The sequence below is a fragment of the Flavobacteriales bacterium genome (assembly GCA_016124845.1).
Lineage (GTDB): Bacteria > Bacteroidota > Bacteroidia > UBA10329 > UBA10329 > UBA10329.
In genome coordinates this window covers 1-15,475 of sequence record WGMW01000055.1, presented here as the reverse complement: position 1 = coordinate 15,475, position 15,475 = coordinate 1, and the positions used below count along the sequence as shown (strand labels likewise).

At 49.5% G+C, this 15,475-nt stretch carries 13 protein-coding genes; 4 read left to right on the top strand and 9 right to left on the bottom strand.

Features of this window, described 5'->3' with window-relative positions; translation table 11 throughout:
* The first annotated feature begins 98 nt into the window (after nt 1-98).
* Entirely contained in the window at nt 99-4,184 is a 4,086-nt protein-coding gene (locus tag GC178_17395) for a PKD domain-containing protein (GenBank protein ID MBI1289346.1), read from the top strand.
* Here the strand turns inward: GC178_17395 and GC178_17390 are convergent.
* Nucleotides 4,174-6,294 (bottom strand): S1 RNA-binding domain-containing protein, encoded by a 2,121-nt coding sequence (locus GC178_17390; GenBank protein MBI1289345.1) that lies wholly within the window; start codon nt 6,292-6,294, stop codon nt 4,174-4,176. The two genes, GC178_17395 and GC178_17390, sit on opposite strands and share 11 nt — an antisense overlap.
* Before the next feature lie 47 nt (nt 6,295-6,341).
* Between GC178_17390 and mnmH the strand changes: the two genes are divergently transcribed.
* Both mnmH and selD read left to right on the top strand, forming a co-directional pair.
* A complete protein-coding gene (mnmH, locus tag GC178_17385; protein ID MBI1289344.1) occupies nt 6,342-7,364 on the top strand; it encodes a tRNA 2-selenouridine(34) synthase MnmH in 1,023 nt (340 codons plus the stop codon).
* A 143-nt stretch (nt 7,365-7,507) separates the two neighbouring features.
* Nucleotides 7,508-8,542, top strand: coding sequence for a selenide, water dikinase SelD (gene selD / locus GC178_17380; protein MBI1289343.1), 1,035 nt, complete (start codon nt 7,508-7,510; stop codon nt 8,540-8,542).
* A 1-nt stretch (nt 8,543) separates the two neighbouring features.
* On the opposite strand, the gene GC178_17375 is transcribed toward selD, so the two are convergent.
* The 8 genes from GC178_17375 to GC178_17340 all read right to left on the bottom strand — a co-directional run bounded on the left by GC178_17375 (nt 8,544) and on the right by GC178_17340 (nt 14,776).
* Nucleotides 8,544-9,236, bottom strand: coding sequence for a hypothetical protein (locus tag GC178_17375; protein ID MBI1289342.1), 693 nt, complete (start codon nt 9,234-9,236; stop codon nt 8,544-8,546).
* Between the two features lie 10 nt (nt 9,237-9,246).
* Complete coding sequence (gldM, locus tag GC178_17370; GenBank protein ID MBI1289341.1) at nt 9,247-10,860, bottom strand: gliding motility protein GldM; 1,614 nt, start codon at nt 10,858-10,860, stop codon at nt 9,247-9,249.
* 429 nt (nt 10,861-11,289) lie between these two features.
* A complete protein-coding gene (locus GC178_17365) occupies nt 11,290-11,700 on the bottom strand; it encodes a hypothetical protein (GenBank protein ID MBI1289340.1) in 411 nt (136 codons plus the stop codon).
* 16 nt (nt 11,701-11,716) lie between these two features.
* Nucleotides 11,717-12,628, bottom strand: a complete 912-nt coding sequence (locus GC178_17360; protein MBI1289339.1) for a hypothetical protein — start codon at nt 12,626-12,628, stop codon at nt 11,717-11,719.
* A 182-nt stretch (nt 12,629-12,810) separates the two neighbouring features.
* Nucleotides 12,811-13,035, bottom strand: coding sequence for a hypothetical protein (locus GC178_17355; protein ID MBI1289338.1), 225 nt, complete (start codon nt 13,033-13,035; stop codon nt 12,811-12,813).
* The gene (locus GC178_17350; protein MBI1289337.1) at nt 13,032-13,586 is read right to left on the bottom strand and encodes a sigma-70 family RNA polymerase sigma factor; all 555 of its coding nucleotides are present in this window, start codon (nt 13,584-13,586) and stop codon (nt 13,032-13,034) included. Before GC178_17350 ends, GC178_17355 begins: the two co-directional genes overlap by 4 nt.
* 270 nt (nt 13,587-13,856) lie before the next feature.
* The gene (locus GC178_17345; GenBank protein ID MBI1289336.1) at nt 13,857-14,339 is read right to left on the bottom strand and encodes a hypothetical protein; all 483 of its coding nucleotides are present in this window, start codon (nt 14,337-14,339) and stop codon (nt 13,857-13,859) included.
* Nucleotides 14,340-14,374: 35 nt separating this feature from the next.
* Nucleotides 14,375-14,776, bottom strand: coding sequence for a 3-oxoacyl-ACP synthase (locus tag GC178_17340; GenBank protein MBI1289335.1), 402 nt, complete (start codon nt 14,774-14,776; stop codon nt 14,375-14,377).
* 53 nt (nt 14,777-14,829) lie between these two features.
* Here GC178_17340 and GC178_17335 point away from each other — a divergent pair, with 53 nt between their 5' ends.
* The gene (locus GC178_17335) at nt 14,830-15,213 is read left to right on the top strand and encodes a VOC family protein (GenBank protein MBI1289334.1); all 384 of its coding nucleotides are present in this window, start codon (nt 14,830-14,832) and stop codon (nt 15,211-15,213) included.
* Nucleotides 15,214-15,475 lie beyond the last annotated feature (262 nt).

Below are 15,475 nucleotides of genomic sequence, written 5' to 3'. Positions count from 1 at the left end.
TCCCAGCCCATTGCATCAACTCCATAAACTGCCATTTTTGTACTTTTCAAGACAACCAGAGACCCTTTTGCCCGTACTTAAAACCACACGACCCCAGCATGCGATCCCTTCGGTGGCTCATTAACGGAATTCTGTGTTTTCTGCTTACAACCACATTGGTTTTAGGTCAGGAATGTGGCATTATTTACGTGTCACCGTCCGGAGCTTCCAGCGGAACCACAGGAACGCGCGCCAACCCTGCCAACCTGAGCCATGCGCTTACTCTTGCCAATGCAACCAATAATGTGCTCTGGCTGGCATCTGGCACTTACACCATTACCAATGCGCTGTCCATCCCAAGCGATGTGACCATTGAGGGCGGTTTCAACCCGACCACATGGATAAAAAGCAATGCCACGCCATCCATCATTGACCGTACCTCTGCCAACGCGCTACCTTCCCCCGCCAATGCCTTGGTCGGCCTGGCGGGTCTGAACGCCTCTGGATTTCGATTGCAAGACCTTACCATCAATGTGGCAGATGCAACTGGAACGGAGGTCTCCGTTTACGGCATCTACCTCAATGGATGCAGCAGTTACAACATCGTTCGATGTGAAGTGACCACAGGACAGGCGGGCGCGGGTCTTCCGGGAACTCCGGGAACACCCGGTACCCCAGGTAGCCCCGGTGGAAATGGTCTTCCTGCTGCAAATGAACAGAACATTCCTGCAGGAGGTTCCGGTGGTGCTGGCGGAAGCAACGGTGGCAACGGAGGTACAGGTGCCAAACACAATCCACAGGCATCGGCTATTGGTCAGGCTGGTGGTGGTAGTTGCGGTGGTGCTGGCGGAAATTACGGAGACGGCCCTTCCTGTGGATGTGGGCTTTTCGGTTCAAGTCATAATGGTGGATGCGGAGGTTCCGGACCCAGCAATGGTCAGGCGGGAGGAACTGGAAGCCCCGGAAATGCTGGTTCTGTGGGTGTTCCGGGCTCCTATGCTTCAGGATATTTTCTTCCCGGTGCTGCCGGAGGAAACGGTACTGCTGGTAGCGATGGCTGTGGCGGTGGGGGCGGTGGGGGCGGTGCTGGACGACAGCAGCCCGGTTCTGACGATGTTGGTGGTTCTGGTGGCGGTGGCGGTGGCGGTGGCTCCGGAGGTACTGGGGGTACGGGCGGCACAGGTGGCGGTGGGTCGTTTGCCATATTCTGCTGGAACAACGGAAACGGGGGAGTAATTATGGATTGTGCGCTTTCGGCAGGTCTGGGAGGAATCGGTGGTGTGGGAGGTGCTGGTGGTGCTGGTGGTGCAGGAGGCGCTGGTGGTACTGGTGGCTCTGGTTTTGGTTGTTCGATAAGTATTGGTGCGGCTGGTGGTGCGGGCGGTGCGGGCGGTGCTGGTGGTGCTGGTGGTGCTGGAGCAACTGGCCCAAGCGTTAGCCTTGCGGAAGAAGGAAGTGGAACACCCGTTTCAGCTTCGAACAATACTGGCGTTCCGGGAAATCCGCCAGTCATAAACGTTGATAATTACGGATGTACGAATTCTGAAGTGTCTTTTTCGGCCACGGGAGGAAATGGTGCGTGGAACTTCGGTTCGGGAGCCACGCCACAGACCGCATCTGGCAACGGCCCTATTGCAGTCACCTATTCTTCCACAGGAAGAAGAACGATCACTTACGCAGGAACAACTTTCACCGATTTCATCGGGATTTTCAACTCAGGTCCAACCTTGCCAACGATTTCCCCTGCCAACCCGACCGTTGATGCGGGCTGCCCGAATCAGTTCACAACCACGCTTATTGGCAGCCAGTACGATTGGGATTTCGGCCCAGCGGCTGCACCGGCCACGGAATCTGGAGCTTCTGTTACCACCACATCTGATGTCTATTTCGGAACTCCGGGAACGTATTGGGTGAAAGTAACGGTGCTTACCGCATGCTGCGGCCCCGTGACCGATTCAACGCAGGTAACTGTTCAGTCGAGCGTTTATAATGTAACGCTGACCGCCAGCAGTACCACCATCTGCGATGGCGACCCGATCACGTTCACGGCCAACCCATCGACCTACGACAACTACGAATTCTTCATTGATGGTGTGTCGGCTCAGAATGGAGCAAGCAACACTTTCACCAGCGCAACGATTCAGCAGGGAGACAGCATTTGGGTGGAAGCATTTGTAGGAAGCTGCTTCGCGAATCCGAGTGATACGATCATCCCCACGGTGAATCCGATTCCTACGGTTACGCTCACATCTGATGATTCGGACAATGAGATCTGTGCTGGAGCGACCATCACGTTCACGGCATCGCCCGCAGGGCTGGATAACTACGAATTCTTCAATGGAACCAACTCGCTGCAAAGCGGCACGAGCGAAATTCTGTTCGGAACGGTTCCCGTGAACAACAGCATTACGGTGATTGCTACGCAGAACGGATGTGCGAGTCCCGCAAGCCAACCGATTGTGACCCAAGTTGACCCGATTCCGCAGGTTTCGCTTGTCAGTTCCGACCCGAATGACAGCATCTGTGATGGCGACCAACTCATTTTCACCGCGCTACCTATCGGCTTGGCCAACTACGAATTCTTCGAAGGCGTGGCATCTGTTCAAAGTGGCGCTTCCAATCTTTACCAGACCAGTTCGCTGGTTACGGGAACATCGGTTTCCGTGATAGGAACAAGCACCGATGGCTGCGTGAGCGATCCGAGCAATGCCATCGTTACGGTTGTCAGTCCTTACCTGAGTGTGACGCTAAGTGCTCCGGTCACGGAAATATGCGAGGGAGAATCGATCACATTCACGGCAAATCCTGCCGGATTGGACAGCTATGAGTTCTTTGATGGAAGCACGACCGTTCAGAACACTTCCTCCGAAACATGGACAACCACAGGTCTGGTCTCTGGCAACAGCATAACGGTGGAAGGCACACAGTACGGTTGTACCAGCGTAGCAAGCAACGCTGTTTCCATCGCGGTCATTGCAGCTCCTGTTGTTGATCCAGGCTCTGATATTGAGAACTGCGTGGATGATGCCGATGTCACGCTATCGGGCTTTTCGCCTGCGGGCGGAACTTGGTCCGGAACTGGCGTGACAAACGCCACTGGGGTATTCTCGCCCTCCACAGCAGGTGTCGGAAACTATTACCTCTATTATGAGGCCACCAACTCCAACTGCTCCACTACTGATAGCATTTTGGCAGTTGTACATGATCTGCCAACGGTTGACGCGGGCACTTACAACCCGTTCTGTTTGGAGGACACACTCAGCCTGATGGCAACCGGGGCTGTTTCCTATGTTTGGAATCCAACCACGGAACTGAGCAACGCCAATATCTCCAATCCCGATTTTGTACCGACATCTGATGGCACTTTCACGTACACCGTAACGGGAACCGATGCCAACGGCTGCGTGAATTCGGGATCGACAACCATTACGGTGGAGCCGATTCCTACGGTGAGTTTTACGGTGGATGATGTGTGCGTGAACGACACTTCCATATTTGATAATTCCTCCGTGCCAGCTACGGGCGTGACCTATTTGTGGAGTTTTGGTGACGGACAGGTTTCAACCGATCAATCTCCATCGGTTGTCTACCAAGGAGCGGGAACGTTTGGTGTAACGCTTCAGGTCGTTTGGGGAAATTGTTCAGCCCAAGCCACCGATTCGGCCACCGTCAATCCGCGTCCGACATCCTCGTTTGTGGTAACGCCAAGTTACGCAACCGCCATCGAGCCTTTCTTCACATTCGAGGATCTCTCCATCAATGCCGTGGATTGGGAATGGGATTTCGGTGATTTCTCCGGTTTCTCCAATGACCAGAACCCGACACACACGTATGCCGATACAGGAACGCAGGTGATCACACTGGTCACTTTCAACCAGTTCGGTTGTACGGACACGATCCTTGATTCGGTGTATATCGCTCCGTACACCACCTTGTATGTCCCGTCCGCGTTCTCGCCAGATAAAGACCGCGTCAATGATGTCTTCTACGCCTATGGAAAAGACATCTTCTGGTTCGATTTCCGCATTTTCGACCGTTGGGGCAAAGAGCTTTTCTACACCAATGATATTACCGAAGGTTGGAATGGAACGGATATGAAAACAGGTCGAGAGGTAAAGTCGGGACTGTACGTTTACCAGATTCTTTACAAAGATTATCGCGACCGACAGTACAAGAAGCTCGGAACAGTGACGCTTATCCGTTAAGGCCTTTCATGGAGAGGGAAATGCGCTTTCGCGGAACATCTACATCCAACACACGCACTTTCACGTGCTGATGTACAGAAACCACATCGGTCGGATTCTTCACAAAACCATCTGCCAATTGCGAAATATGCACCAGACCGTCCTGCTTCGCGCCCACGTCCACGAACGCTCCGAATGCGGTGATGTTCGTGACTATTCCGGGCAATTCCATTCCCGGAATGAGGTCGTTGATGGATTTGATGTTCTCATCAAACTCAAATAATTTGATGATGCGTCTTGGGTCGCGACCGGGTTTTAGCAACTCTTCTTTGATGTCTTCCAGCGTTGGCAGACCGACCTCGGCAGTAACGTAATTGGAGAGGTTGATCGCGTTGACCAATTCCTCATTTCCAAGCAACTCATCCACCGAAACCTTCAGGTCTTTGGCCATTCGCTTTACAATGGAATAGCTTTCTGGGTGAACGGCTGAATTGTCCAATGGATTTTTCCCGTCAGAGATCCGCAAGAACCCTGCGGCCTGTTCAAATGCTTTGGCACCTAATCGGGGAACTTCTTTTAGTTGCTCACGCGATGAAAACGGACCATTCTGCTTTCGGTATTCGAGAATGTTCTCCGCTAATTGCGGCCCAAGTCCAGACACCTGATTCAGCAAATATTGACTTGCTGTGTTGAGATTTACGCCAACCTGATTCACACAGCTTTCCGTCACACGGTCGAGCGAGGTTTTCAGCATCTTTTGATCGACATCATGCTGGTACTGTCCAACACCAATTGCTGATGGGTCGATCTTCACCAATTCCGCCAATGGGTCGATCAGCCTACGACCAATGCTCACCGCTCCACGCACCGTCACGTCATATTGCGGAAACTCATCGCGCGCCACTTTGCTGGCGGAATACACCAAAGCGCCCGCTTCATTCACCACAAAAAGCTGCACTTTTCTGTCGAAATGGATGCTTTTGACCAATGCTTCCGTTTCACGGCTTGCCGTTCCGTTTCCGATGGCGATCGCCTCGATCTTGTGCTGCTCCACCAACGTTGACAGCTTTTTAATGGCCTGCGAACGCTCATTCCGTGGTGGATGCGGATAGATATTCTCGTTGTGCAGCAGGTCGCCTTGTGCCGAAAGACAGACCACTTTGCAACCCGTTCTGTAACCAGGGTCGATGGCCAGCACACGTTTTTCGCCCAATGGCGGAAGCATCAATAATTGCCGTAGATTTTCTGCAAACACCTTGATGGCCTGCTCGTCCGATTGCTCTTTGAATGTGCTGCGCATTTCCGTTTCGAGTGATGGTTGCAGCAACCGTTTGTAGGCGTCTTTGGCCACTGTTCGAACCTCGTCCGAACTTGCCGTGTGACCTTTCACAAAAAAGCGTTCCAGTATCTGCAACGCACTTTCTTCCGTAGGTGCAATGGAGACGCGCAAGAATCCTTCTTTTTCTCCTCGCATCATCGCCAAAAACCGATGCGATGGAACGCGTCTCAGCTGTTCCTCATGCTTGAAATAATCACGGAATTTCTCGCCTTCCTCTTCCTTTCCTTTTACACCTTTGGATGAGATCGTTGCTTCCTTCAAGAACAACTGTCGAAGTCTCGAACGTAATGCAGCATTCTCATTCATCCATTCCGCCATGATGTCGCGAGCGCCTTGCAACGCCTCTTCCACCGAACCGACCTCGCCTTTCACAAAACGCGCTGCGGCCGTTTCTGGGAACCGTTCGTTCTGAGCCATGAGGATTTTGGCCAGTGGCTCCAATCCCAATTCCTTGGCTTTGGTAGCGCGCGTTTTCCGCTTCGGGCGATACGGCAAATAGAGGTCTTCCAACTCCTGAAGCGTTGCGGCCGCTTCCACTTTCTCGCGAAGCTCTCGCGTTAGCACATCCTGCTCTTTCAGCGAAGCAAGAATGGTTTCTCTCCGCTTTTCCAGTTCCAACAGTCGCTCATGCAGATCCTTAATGTTCCCGATCTGTACCTCGTCCAATCCGCCTGTGGCTTCTTTCCGATAACGCGAAATGAACGGAACCGTGGCACCTCCTTCCAACAATTTCAACGTGCTGGCCACCTGCTCTGGGCAGCATCCGACTTCTGCGGCAATCCTTTTCTGCATGCTTGGCAATTGAGCCGATAAAGAAATAGCTTCGCTGATCATTGACAATGGAATACCTGCCCGCATCCCAATTTCTTGACCAGACCATCAATCTGAATGTGGTCGATGTCCGTTCACCCAGCGAATTTGCTGCGGGACACATTCCCGGTGCCATCAACATTCCGCTGTTTGCGGATGATGAACGCGCCATTGTAGGAACCATCTACAAACAGAAGGGACAACAGCCAGCCATTGACAAGGGAATGGAGTTCGTGGAACCGAAAATGGCGGCTTTGGCCGATGCTGCAAAAGCCGCTGCCATCAACGGCCAATTGGGCGTGTATTGCTGGCGAGGTGGCATGCGGAGCAACCGAACCGCTTGGTGGTTTGAGGAGAACGGAGTGCAATGCTCCGTACTTACCGGTGGTTACAAGGCTTTCCGAAATGAGGCGCTTTCGGCTTTCGCGCATCTCGAAAATCTGATTGTAATTGATGGCCCGACAGGAAGTGGAAAAACCGATCTGCTTCATGAACTGAAAGCTGCTGGAGAACAGATCCTTGACCTCGAAGGTCTGGCCAACCACAAAGGTTCTGCCTTCGGGAACATCGGTCTGCCAGAACAACCGAGTTCGCAGCAGTTTCAGAATGACCTGTTTGCGCATTTGCGTGCGTTGGATTTGAACAAACGCATTTGGATCGAGCGCGAAGGCATGACCATCGGCAAGGCGTATCTGCCGCAATCGCTTTGGCAGAAAATGAATGTTTCGACCGTAGTTCATATTGACGTTCCGTTGGAAAAGCGCATCCAACGGCTGGTGAATGACTACGGAAATGCTCCGAAAGAAGCGTTAGAGAAAAGCATCCGAAAATTGCAGCAGAAACTGGGTGGGCAGCACATGAATGCTGCGCTGGAGTTTTTGGAAAATGGAAACCTCCACGCGGTGGCCGAACTGCTTCTGACGTACTACGATAAACGTTATCGTTTCAGTCAGGAAAAGTACCTGACACACGAACCAACTATACTGGAATTGGAGGGCAAAAACCTGAAGGAAGACGCCCAAAAACTGATTGCTTGGGCCAATTCTACATGAAATAGCCACTGAAGCACAGAGAAACACAGAACTGACACAGATATATTTCTTGTTTCTGCGAAAACCTCTGTGGAAATCTGTGTTTCTATGGCCAAAAAGATGTTTGCACAATTGCACATACAAACGGAACAGCATCGATAAAAATGAATGAAGACATTAAACTGACCCAATTTTCGCACGGCTCTGGTTGCGGCTGCAAAATCTCTCCGCAAGTGTTGGAGCAGATCCTGCAATCAGATCGCACACCTACAGAATTCCCGAATCTGTTGGTCGGAAACACCACCAAAGATGATGCAGCTGTTTATAAGATAAACGATGAAGAGGCCATTATCAGCACAGCCGATTTCTTCATGCCAATTGTGGATGATGCTTTCGATTTCGGAGCGATCGCTTCGGCCAATGCGCTATCGGATGTTTACGCCATGGGCGGAGAGCCTTTAATGGCCATTGCACTGCTCGGTTGGCCAGTGGATAAACTTCCCACTTCGGTTGCGCAAAAAGTGATGGAAGGCGCGCGTTCCATCTGCGAAAAAGCGGGCATTCCATTGGCTGGCGGACACAGCATAGATTCGCCCGAACCCATCTTTGGTCTTTCGGTAACCGGAAGAGTTTCGTTTGAAAAATTGAAGCGAAATGATGCCGCAAAGGCTGGCGATCTGCTCTATTTGACAAAGCCTTTGGGCGTTGGAATTCTGAGTGCGGCACAGAAACGCGGAAAGGCTGACGTGGCCGACCATCAACGTGCCGTGGAGCAAATGAAAACGCTGAATCGGTTTGGTGCCGTTGCCTCCAAATTAGCTGGCGTAACCGCCATGACGGACATCACGGGTTTTGGGCTTCTTGGGCATTTGATCGAAGTTTGCGAAGGAAGTGGTGTTTCGGCAAGTATCAACTACGCAGATGTTCCGCTCATTGAGAACCTGAAAACGTACCTCGACCAGTTCATCTACCCCGACATGACGATGAAGAATTTCAGCACGTACTCTTCGAAGGTCAGTCAATTGAGTGGCGAACAACTCTTCACGCTCTGCGACCCGCAGACAAGTGGCGGATTGCTGATCTGCGTTCAGCCAGAATCCGAAACCGAACTCCTCGAACTGGCAAAATCACAGGATCAAACCATTTGGAAAATCGGAGCGATGACCGAAGCCGCCGCTCCGTTGGTGAGTGTGAAATAGATTACGGAAACCGTTCAGACAACAACCATTTTCGAACCATTTCCTTCGTGAGGATTTTGCCGATCACGCGGTATTCTGAAGACCGCAACGGATTGTTCGTGTCCAAGTTTTCCGAAACCACGCCTCCCGACCAATTGAAGAAATACGAGTGCACAAACTGGCACTTGCCACCATGGTTCACGATGTAGCCAGTGTGATTATCCATACCAACCACGTACAGGCCATCGCCCCAAGCAAATATTTCGCTTTCAATATGCTTGATATCGGCAAACCGATACCGTTTGATGTTACTCGGTGTGGTCATTTCCTTTATCATACTTTCTGACGGCAATTGCGCCCACCGAACGCGCGGAATACGAAACCCTAGATCACGCATAGTCGTGGTAACGAAATAGCCACAGGCAATATGACCCGTTCGTGGTTTTTCGGTGGTGCCGTTGTAATCCCATTTGGTTCCGTACCAGCAAGGAAAAACCTTTGCCGTCATGGTGGTGAAAAGGAACTGCTGCGCACAGCGCACGACAGAATCCTTATCACACTTTGGGTCGCTGTAAGCGCGACTTAGCTCTGACTTTCTCTTACTGATCCCCTCTTTAACCTCGTCATAATTCAACTTGGTCTGCGAGCAACCTGATTGGGAAATCACAACCACTAAAGACAGCACTCCCAGCATCCACATTCTTCCCTTCTTCATCTCCCAGTTCTTAAATAATTTCTTCAACGATGTCACCCAAATCGTGCTCAACTCCATCATCTCCAACGGCTTTTATTCCGAGGAAGTACACCTTGAAGCCTCTTTTTACTTTATTTAAGAGTTCCTGTGTCTCATTGTTAAATCTTGCACCATAGTTTGTTGAACGACCAACTACTTCTCCTCGATTGTCAACCACAAGAACCCTGAACTTTCTTGCGGTACAGTTGAGATTAAAAACAAAGCTATCATCGTATCGTACCACAAGACCTTGCGAGGCCTTCGCGCTCTGACTCGACATCCTTTTATCCGGGTCCACAAACCCCCAATAAGCAAACGGACGTGGAAGCCGTTTCACCCTAAATTCCATTTTTCCCATTTGGCGAACGCTTCCGTCAGCCATTCTTGCGGACACGGAGATGCTTGCTTCAGAGCCTGGCTGGGCCTTCATTTTCGCTACGTACTTACCGTTTGATTTTTTAATCAGTTGATGACCGCCTGAAATGGTGGCTATGATGTTCTCGGATGGAACACCTGGCACGGAAATATCTACAGGGTTCTCGATTCCCCGATACAGCACGTTCATCTTGGTAGGGGAAACCACAAGCGATGGCCTTGCTACGATGTATTCCGAGCGGAAAGGATAACTCTGCGTTTCTCCTTCGCTGTTCACAAGATCAACCATTCCTTCATAGGTGAAAATCCCTTCGACAGTGGCGCGTTTTCTGAAAATGCCCTTCCCGTTTTCTGTATAGACCGTGTCCTCGAACGATACCAGCGCATTTCCTTCCTCATTGAGTTTGCCGATTTTCACGGTCGGTGATTTGGTCCTGCTGTAAGCCGCCACAATGATGTCCGACTGATATTCTTCTCCCAGCAGCACATAATTGCTTTGCGGCAAAACGGTTGCTGCAATGGTGTCGAAGAAGAAATCCTTCTTGTTGAATGAGCGGTAGAGTTTGCTCACCACATCATATTCTACATCTGCCACATCCATTTGCAGTTTGGAGAGAATGACCAACGAAGCCACCAGCGGTGTGTGATAAAAGTTGTTGGTTTCCCAGGTTGAGGTCTGATCAGCCAACTTGCGGTCTGAGAGGTCGATGCGCTCATTGAAAAACTGCTTGTCGCCTTCGCTCAACAGTTCGCGCATGGAACTTTGGTACTCGGCAATTTTGGTTTTGAGCACATTTGCCAAACCACCGGAGCCATTTTCCTTCTCTCCTACAAGAATATTGGTTGGGATGTCGTAATCGTCCTTTTTGGAAAGGCTGCCCATGCTCATGGTATCGGCAACGCTTCGCTCAACCTTCTCCGTTTTGGAAATGAGTGTGGTTTTAACGCTATCGATGAACGTGTTGAGCTCCTGCGCCTTTTCGCGCGCCTTTTGCGAACGGTCCCAATATTGACCCACTTTTTCTGAGTCGATGGCCATAGCCAGATCGAAATCGGTGTAGAGCGCATTCATCTTTTTGCCCGTTGTTTCGGAGCTTGCCGCAAGGCTCTGGTTCACAATGACAAACGCATCGAGAATGTCTTTGGAAATGTTGAGCGCCAGCAGCGCGGTTAGAACGAGATACATCATCCCGATCATTTTCTGTCTTGGTGTTTCTTGTTGTCCAGCCATGATGTTGAGTTTTGGTTAATACAATCCTTGTCCAGCACCTCCCGATAGCTCCCGATAATTATCGGGACGGGAGTGTGTGGTGGTTTTTGGACTGATAACCGGCCGGAAATCTGGGTGTCCTTGCTAATAGAATGCAGGAAAAGAAAAAGGGAACAGATTTATTTCACGCAGAGGCGCAGAGAAACAGAGAATGGAACACGGATGAAACGGATTGGACTGATTTTCGCGAATCGTAAAGACGCGATTAATCGCGTCTTTATTAGATGATTCTTAGACCGTGAACTACTGCACGACAATCTTCTCGATGTAAACTTCTCCGTCTGTTCTCACAACCAAATGTAAATACTGTGGTGGAAGGTAAATAGAAACCCTTTCAGATTAACTGAATTATTTCCAAAAAGACCGATTAACCACATAGAGTTCAACTCATTACTTGTATGCGATTGACCCACAATCATCAATTTTCAATACGGACTTTCTTTCAGCGACCTTATTGATAAGGAAGTATGCATAGTAAAATCCCACCTTCTCGAGTTTGTGTTTCACCAGAATCCAACTATCGGATTTACCCTGTTCCAAAGGATTTAATTTAACAGAAACAACAAAGTTGTTGGACAGGGCCCAATTTTTGAACTCATTAATTACTGATTCTTCTTCACATTTAAATAAAAACATTATTGAATCACGCTGGTAGCCAGTTTCAATATCAGATATATGTGTAGAGTAAAAATTCTCAGCATGGGATTCAGTATATATTACACACAGTTCAACACCTTGTCCAAACGTAAATGCAGGAGAGAAGCAGTATGCAAGAATTGCGAAAAGAGTTAAGAATCGCATTGTTTACAACATTGAATTAGCTTGCGTCTGAATTACTGCTTAGGCTACATTGTGTGCCCATCAGATTCCCAGCAATATTTAGGATATCGTATGCATCATTCTCATTATCAGCAACAAGTTCTCCTTGCACTCCATTATCACAGCAATATTGGTAAACCTTGGCATTAGTAGGAGTTAATCCAGGGGTTGTTACACCTCCAGATGAACTTGGTCGAATTAAAATTCCCGGATCCTTCGAGATTGCCGTGGCAATTTTAATAGCCGTAGATCCACTTACTGCTTTTTGTTTAGGAACCCATCCGAATACAACTTTACCAGCAGCAACGGCCAAACTCCCTGTAAGGGCAGAAACATACACCAGAGATGTAGACATGGAATCAGTGGCATTGACCTGATAATAGTCGAACTGTGCTCCAAACATAGCTGCGTCTACCCAGAAAGGTAGGCTTGCCAGGTCTATTGCGGAGTTAGTGCTCATGTATGCAATCCAAGAGCCAGAAGTATCAATCTGATTGCCCCAATATTCGGCATCTGCCTGTCCGAGAGCAATTACCATCTGTCGTCTTCCAGCATTACCTTTCAAGTGTTGGGCAGCCCTTGACGCATCGAACATGCGGTCAAATTGATTACTCAACAATGCAACAGGTCCAGATTGCAATGTGCGTAGGTACGGAGATGAACCTCCATTATCCAAATATCCATTGATGGCATTGATGATAGTAGTTCGGGTGGTGTTCTCCCCCTCTGGACTTGTTAGCTGCGTGTAAACCGTTGTCAGATAATCATAGACAGCATCAACAAGGTCATCCAAGCTAACCGTACCAGGGCCTCCAGTACCAATGGAAGTGATGATGGCATCAAGACCATCTTTGTGCTGCTGCGCCAACGTGGCGTAGGGGTTCAGGTAATCAATTTTTGAATCGCTCATGGTTGTTTCCGTTTTGTTGATTAAAGTTCAGGAAATGGTTTTTGAAACCACAAGGAACGGGGGGGTGAGTTTTGAACACGTTTTCAACAACCCGCGTGGATGGTCTGTGAGACGTGCTTCCTGACATGACGGTTTTTCAATGTTCTTCTTTGTGTCTTAGCGCCTTTGCGAGAAACGAACGGTTAGCCGAATTCGATGATGAGCCAGAGCACGAGGAGTACGAGCAGGATGATGAGAAATCCTTTTCGGTAGCGGTAAATGGGGCGCTTGTAGAGCGGTTCGGTCATGCGCTGGTAATTGTGCGTGAGCTTGCCGAAATCCTTGTAGCGGCTCATTTCCTCTTCGGAAGGAACCTCGTTGAAGGAGCTCTTCTTGTCGGTTTCGGTATTTGCGTGGTAGCGCGTCATTTGGAGTGGCCGAAGTTGGTCATTATTGTTCTTAGTCGGTCGAGGGCGCGGTAGGTGCGCACCTTGGCGTTGTCGGCAGATAGGCTCAAGATCTCTGCCATTTCTTTGAACGACCGCCCTTCAAAGTAACGCATCTCTATAGAAACGGTGGCTTCTTCATCCAGTTCATTGAGGGCGTGCAGGAGCAGTTCGAGATTGCGTTCGTGCTCGTGTTTTTCGTCCAGCCCATCGAACACGGCATGCAGATCGGCATGGCTCAGCGGCACGGACGTGTTCTTGTTGGTTCTGCGCTGATATTGCCGCACTTCGTTGAGGGCAATTTGAACGAGCCACGAAGAGAACGGTGCGCCCGTGATCTGGTATTTGGGCAGCGCGTTGATGGCCTTTAGAAAGACGAGCGAGGTGAGTTCGCCCGTGAGTGCCTGATCTCGAACCCGTTTGAAAATGAACCCGAAAACGGTGCTGAAATGCACATCGTAAAGCGGCCCGAAGGCGTTGATATCCTTCTGCGCCTTGCGGATGAATTCGGCCTCCTGTTCGCGGGTGAGCATGCTATAGGTTCAATGTGCTTGTTACTGTTTCTTCGCAAATTACAAGTACGCTGCAAATTGCACAGACAGCGGTTCTAAAAATCCTCCGACCCGACCGCTACGCGAGTCGGCCCACCTCTACTTCGACCTTGCTCAGTACAGGCTTTAAAAGGAGGAACGCGGTTCCTGTTACCCTCTTAGGTTCTGCAAAACAACATTCTCTGTGAAACTCTATCTCTCCATTGGTCTCTGTGAAAAAATAAACTCGCTTTCCGCAGGAAATCAAAGTACTTAGAACTCGAATTTGAGTTTGGTATTGCCCTTTCGGGCAAGGCCACTCTTTTTGCGGCCGTTGATGTTGAGGTTGACCATATTGGTTTGATCGTCAAAGGCTTCGAGCAGAAAGCTGTTTTCAACTTCCAGTGATTGTACTTTCTTCACGTCTTTTACCTCCACGTAGCACCACGTGGCATCGAGTTCGGCTTCTTTTCCGAGGTAGAGGAAATCGGTCGGTTTGCCGTTGATGGTGAGTTTGAAATGGCGTTTCAAATAGCTTTCGATGTATTCGTTGGCTTCTGGTGGTTCGTTCTCCGTTCCGAGTTCCATTTTGGGTGCTCCCGCTTGTTGTAAGGCGGTTAAAAGGTCGTCCGTAAAAAGCTTGATGGAAATCTCGAGGGTTTTGTTCTCGATATTGTGATTGATCTCCGTAAGCGACAAGTGGAATTCGTGTGCCGAGAACAGAACAAGGAATGTGGAAAGCAATGCTGTTTTCATCTATTGAATTGAGGTAATCGCATATTCCGTTCCATTCATGTTGAAGCTTTCGCCCGACCGTTTTCCCAACATCTGTTTTGCGATGGGCGAGAAACCACAAAAACGTCTGTTCCGTTCTGGTTGATCCTGCCCAATCCAACTGCAATGAAAAACGTGGCTCGGTTGGTCTGCACCAACGCGCCTTTCTGAACGGTTTCGAATGTTTGGTCGGGTTTTATCTGCTCCAATTCTGCGACAACCGCTTTTGCTTCTGCTAATTGTTTTTGGAGTTTTTCCTGCTCCAAGTGTATCATGGCACGACCCGTTTCGTGCTTATCGCCAGCGGTGCTTTTGCTTTCGGTCTGCATGGCATCGCGCATGGAAGCAAGTTCAGCTTCCAAGGCATTCACCTTTTCGGAAGCTAATTCCAGGCAACGACTGTAGAGCGTGGTTTTCACGCTCCGAAGTTAGCTTGTTTCTTACCTTTCGTTTCCAACAAACGCAAAGGACTATGAATAAGAATGTTGTCGGATGGTTTGAGATTCCAACTGGAGATATGGAACGCGCCATTCAGTTTTACAAGGATGTTTTCGGATTTGAATTCCACCGGATGAAAATGCCGCAATTGGATATGGCCATGTTTCCTTCGGTCGCTGAAGGAATGGGAAGCGGTGGCGCGTTGGTTCATAATTCTGAGTTCTACAAACCGTTGGACAATGGCGTGCTGATCTACTTCACTTCTGCCGTAGGCGATGTGGCCAAAGAATTGGAAAAAGTAAGTGCCGCTGGCGGACAAGTGCTCGTTCCTAAAACACAGATCTCAGAAGAATACGGCTACATGGGGCTGATCCTCGATAGCGAAGGAAACCGCATTGGGATTCATTCTCGGAAGTAGGTGTTTAATTGATAGATGACATTCATTATGTCAGAGGAATTCTGAGCCGCTCTAATCATTTCCTTGGCAAACTGTTGTTCTTGCTCGCTCAATCGTTGAACAGAGACCTCTAATAAAAATTCTTCGTACGTCTCCCTATAAAGGATTGATTCCGATATTTCATAGCTTAATAGGCTTTTTGATTATTTCCCACGCTTTTTCTTTCCCTATTGCAGATGCTGGCGACTCTGCATACGAAACAAATATTTCGTTTTGTTTTGTG

Coding starts and splice junctions, on each gene's coding strand:
- GC178_17395 (MBI1289346.1), top strand. CDS start 99: ATGCGATCCCTTCGGTGGCTCATTAACGGAATTCTGTGTTTTCTGCTT.
- GC178_17390 (MBI1289345.1), bottom strand. CDS start 6,294: ATGCAGAAAAGGATTGCCGCAGAAGTCGGATGCTGCCCAGAGCAGGTG.
- mnmH (MBI1289344.1), top strand. CDS start 6,342: ATGGAATACCTGCCCGCATCCCAATTTCTTGACCAGACCATCAATCTG.
- selD (MBI1289343.1), top strand. CDS start 7,508: ATGAATGAAGACATTAAACTGACCCAATTTTCGCACGGCTCTGGTTGC.
- GC178_17375 (MBI1289342.1), bottom strand. CDS start 9,236: ATGAAGAAGGGAAGAATGTGGATGCTGGGAGTGCTGTCTTTAGTGGTT.
- gldM (MBI1289341.1), bottom strand. CDS start 10,860: ATGGCTGGACAACAAGAAACACCAAGACAGAAAATGATCGGGATGATG.
- GC178_17365 (MBI1289340.1), bottom strand. CDS start 11,700: ATGCGATTCTTAACTCTTTTCGCAATTCTTGCATACTGCTTCTCTCCT.
- GC178_17360 (MBI1289339.1), bottom strand. CDS start 12,628: ATGAGCGATTCAAAAATTGATTACCTGAACCCCTACGCCACGTTGGCG.
- GC178_17355 (MBI1289338.1), bottom strand. CDS start 13,035: ATGACGCGCTACCACGCAAATACCGAAACCGACAAGAAGAGCTCCTTC.
- GC178_17350 (MBI1289337.1), bottom strand. CDS start 13,586: ATGCTCACCCGCGAACAGGAGGCCGAATTCATCCGCAAGGCGCAGAAG.
- GC178_17345 (MBI1289336.1), bottom strand. CDS start 14,339: ATGAAAACAGCATTGCTTTCCACATTCCTTGTTCTGTTCTCGGCACAC.
- GC178_17335 (MBI1289334.1), top strand. CDS start 14,830: ATGAATAAGAATGTTGTCGGATGGTTTGAGATTCCAACTGGAGATATG.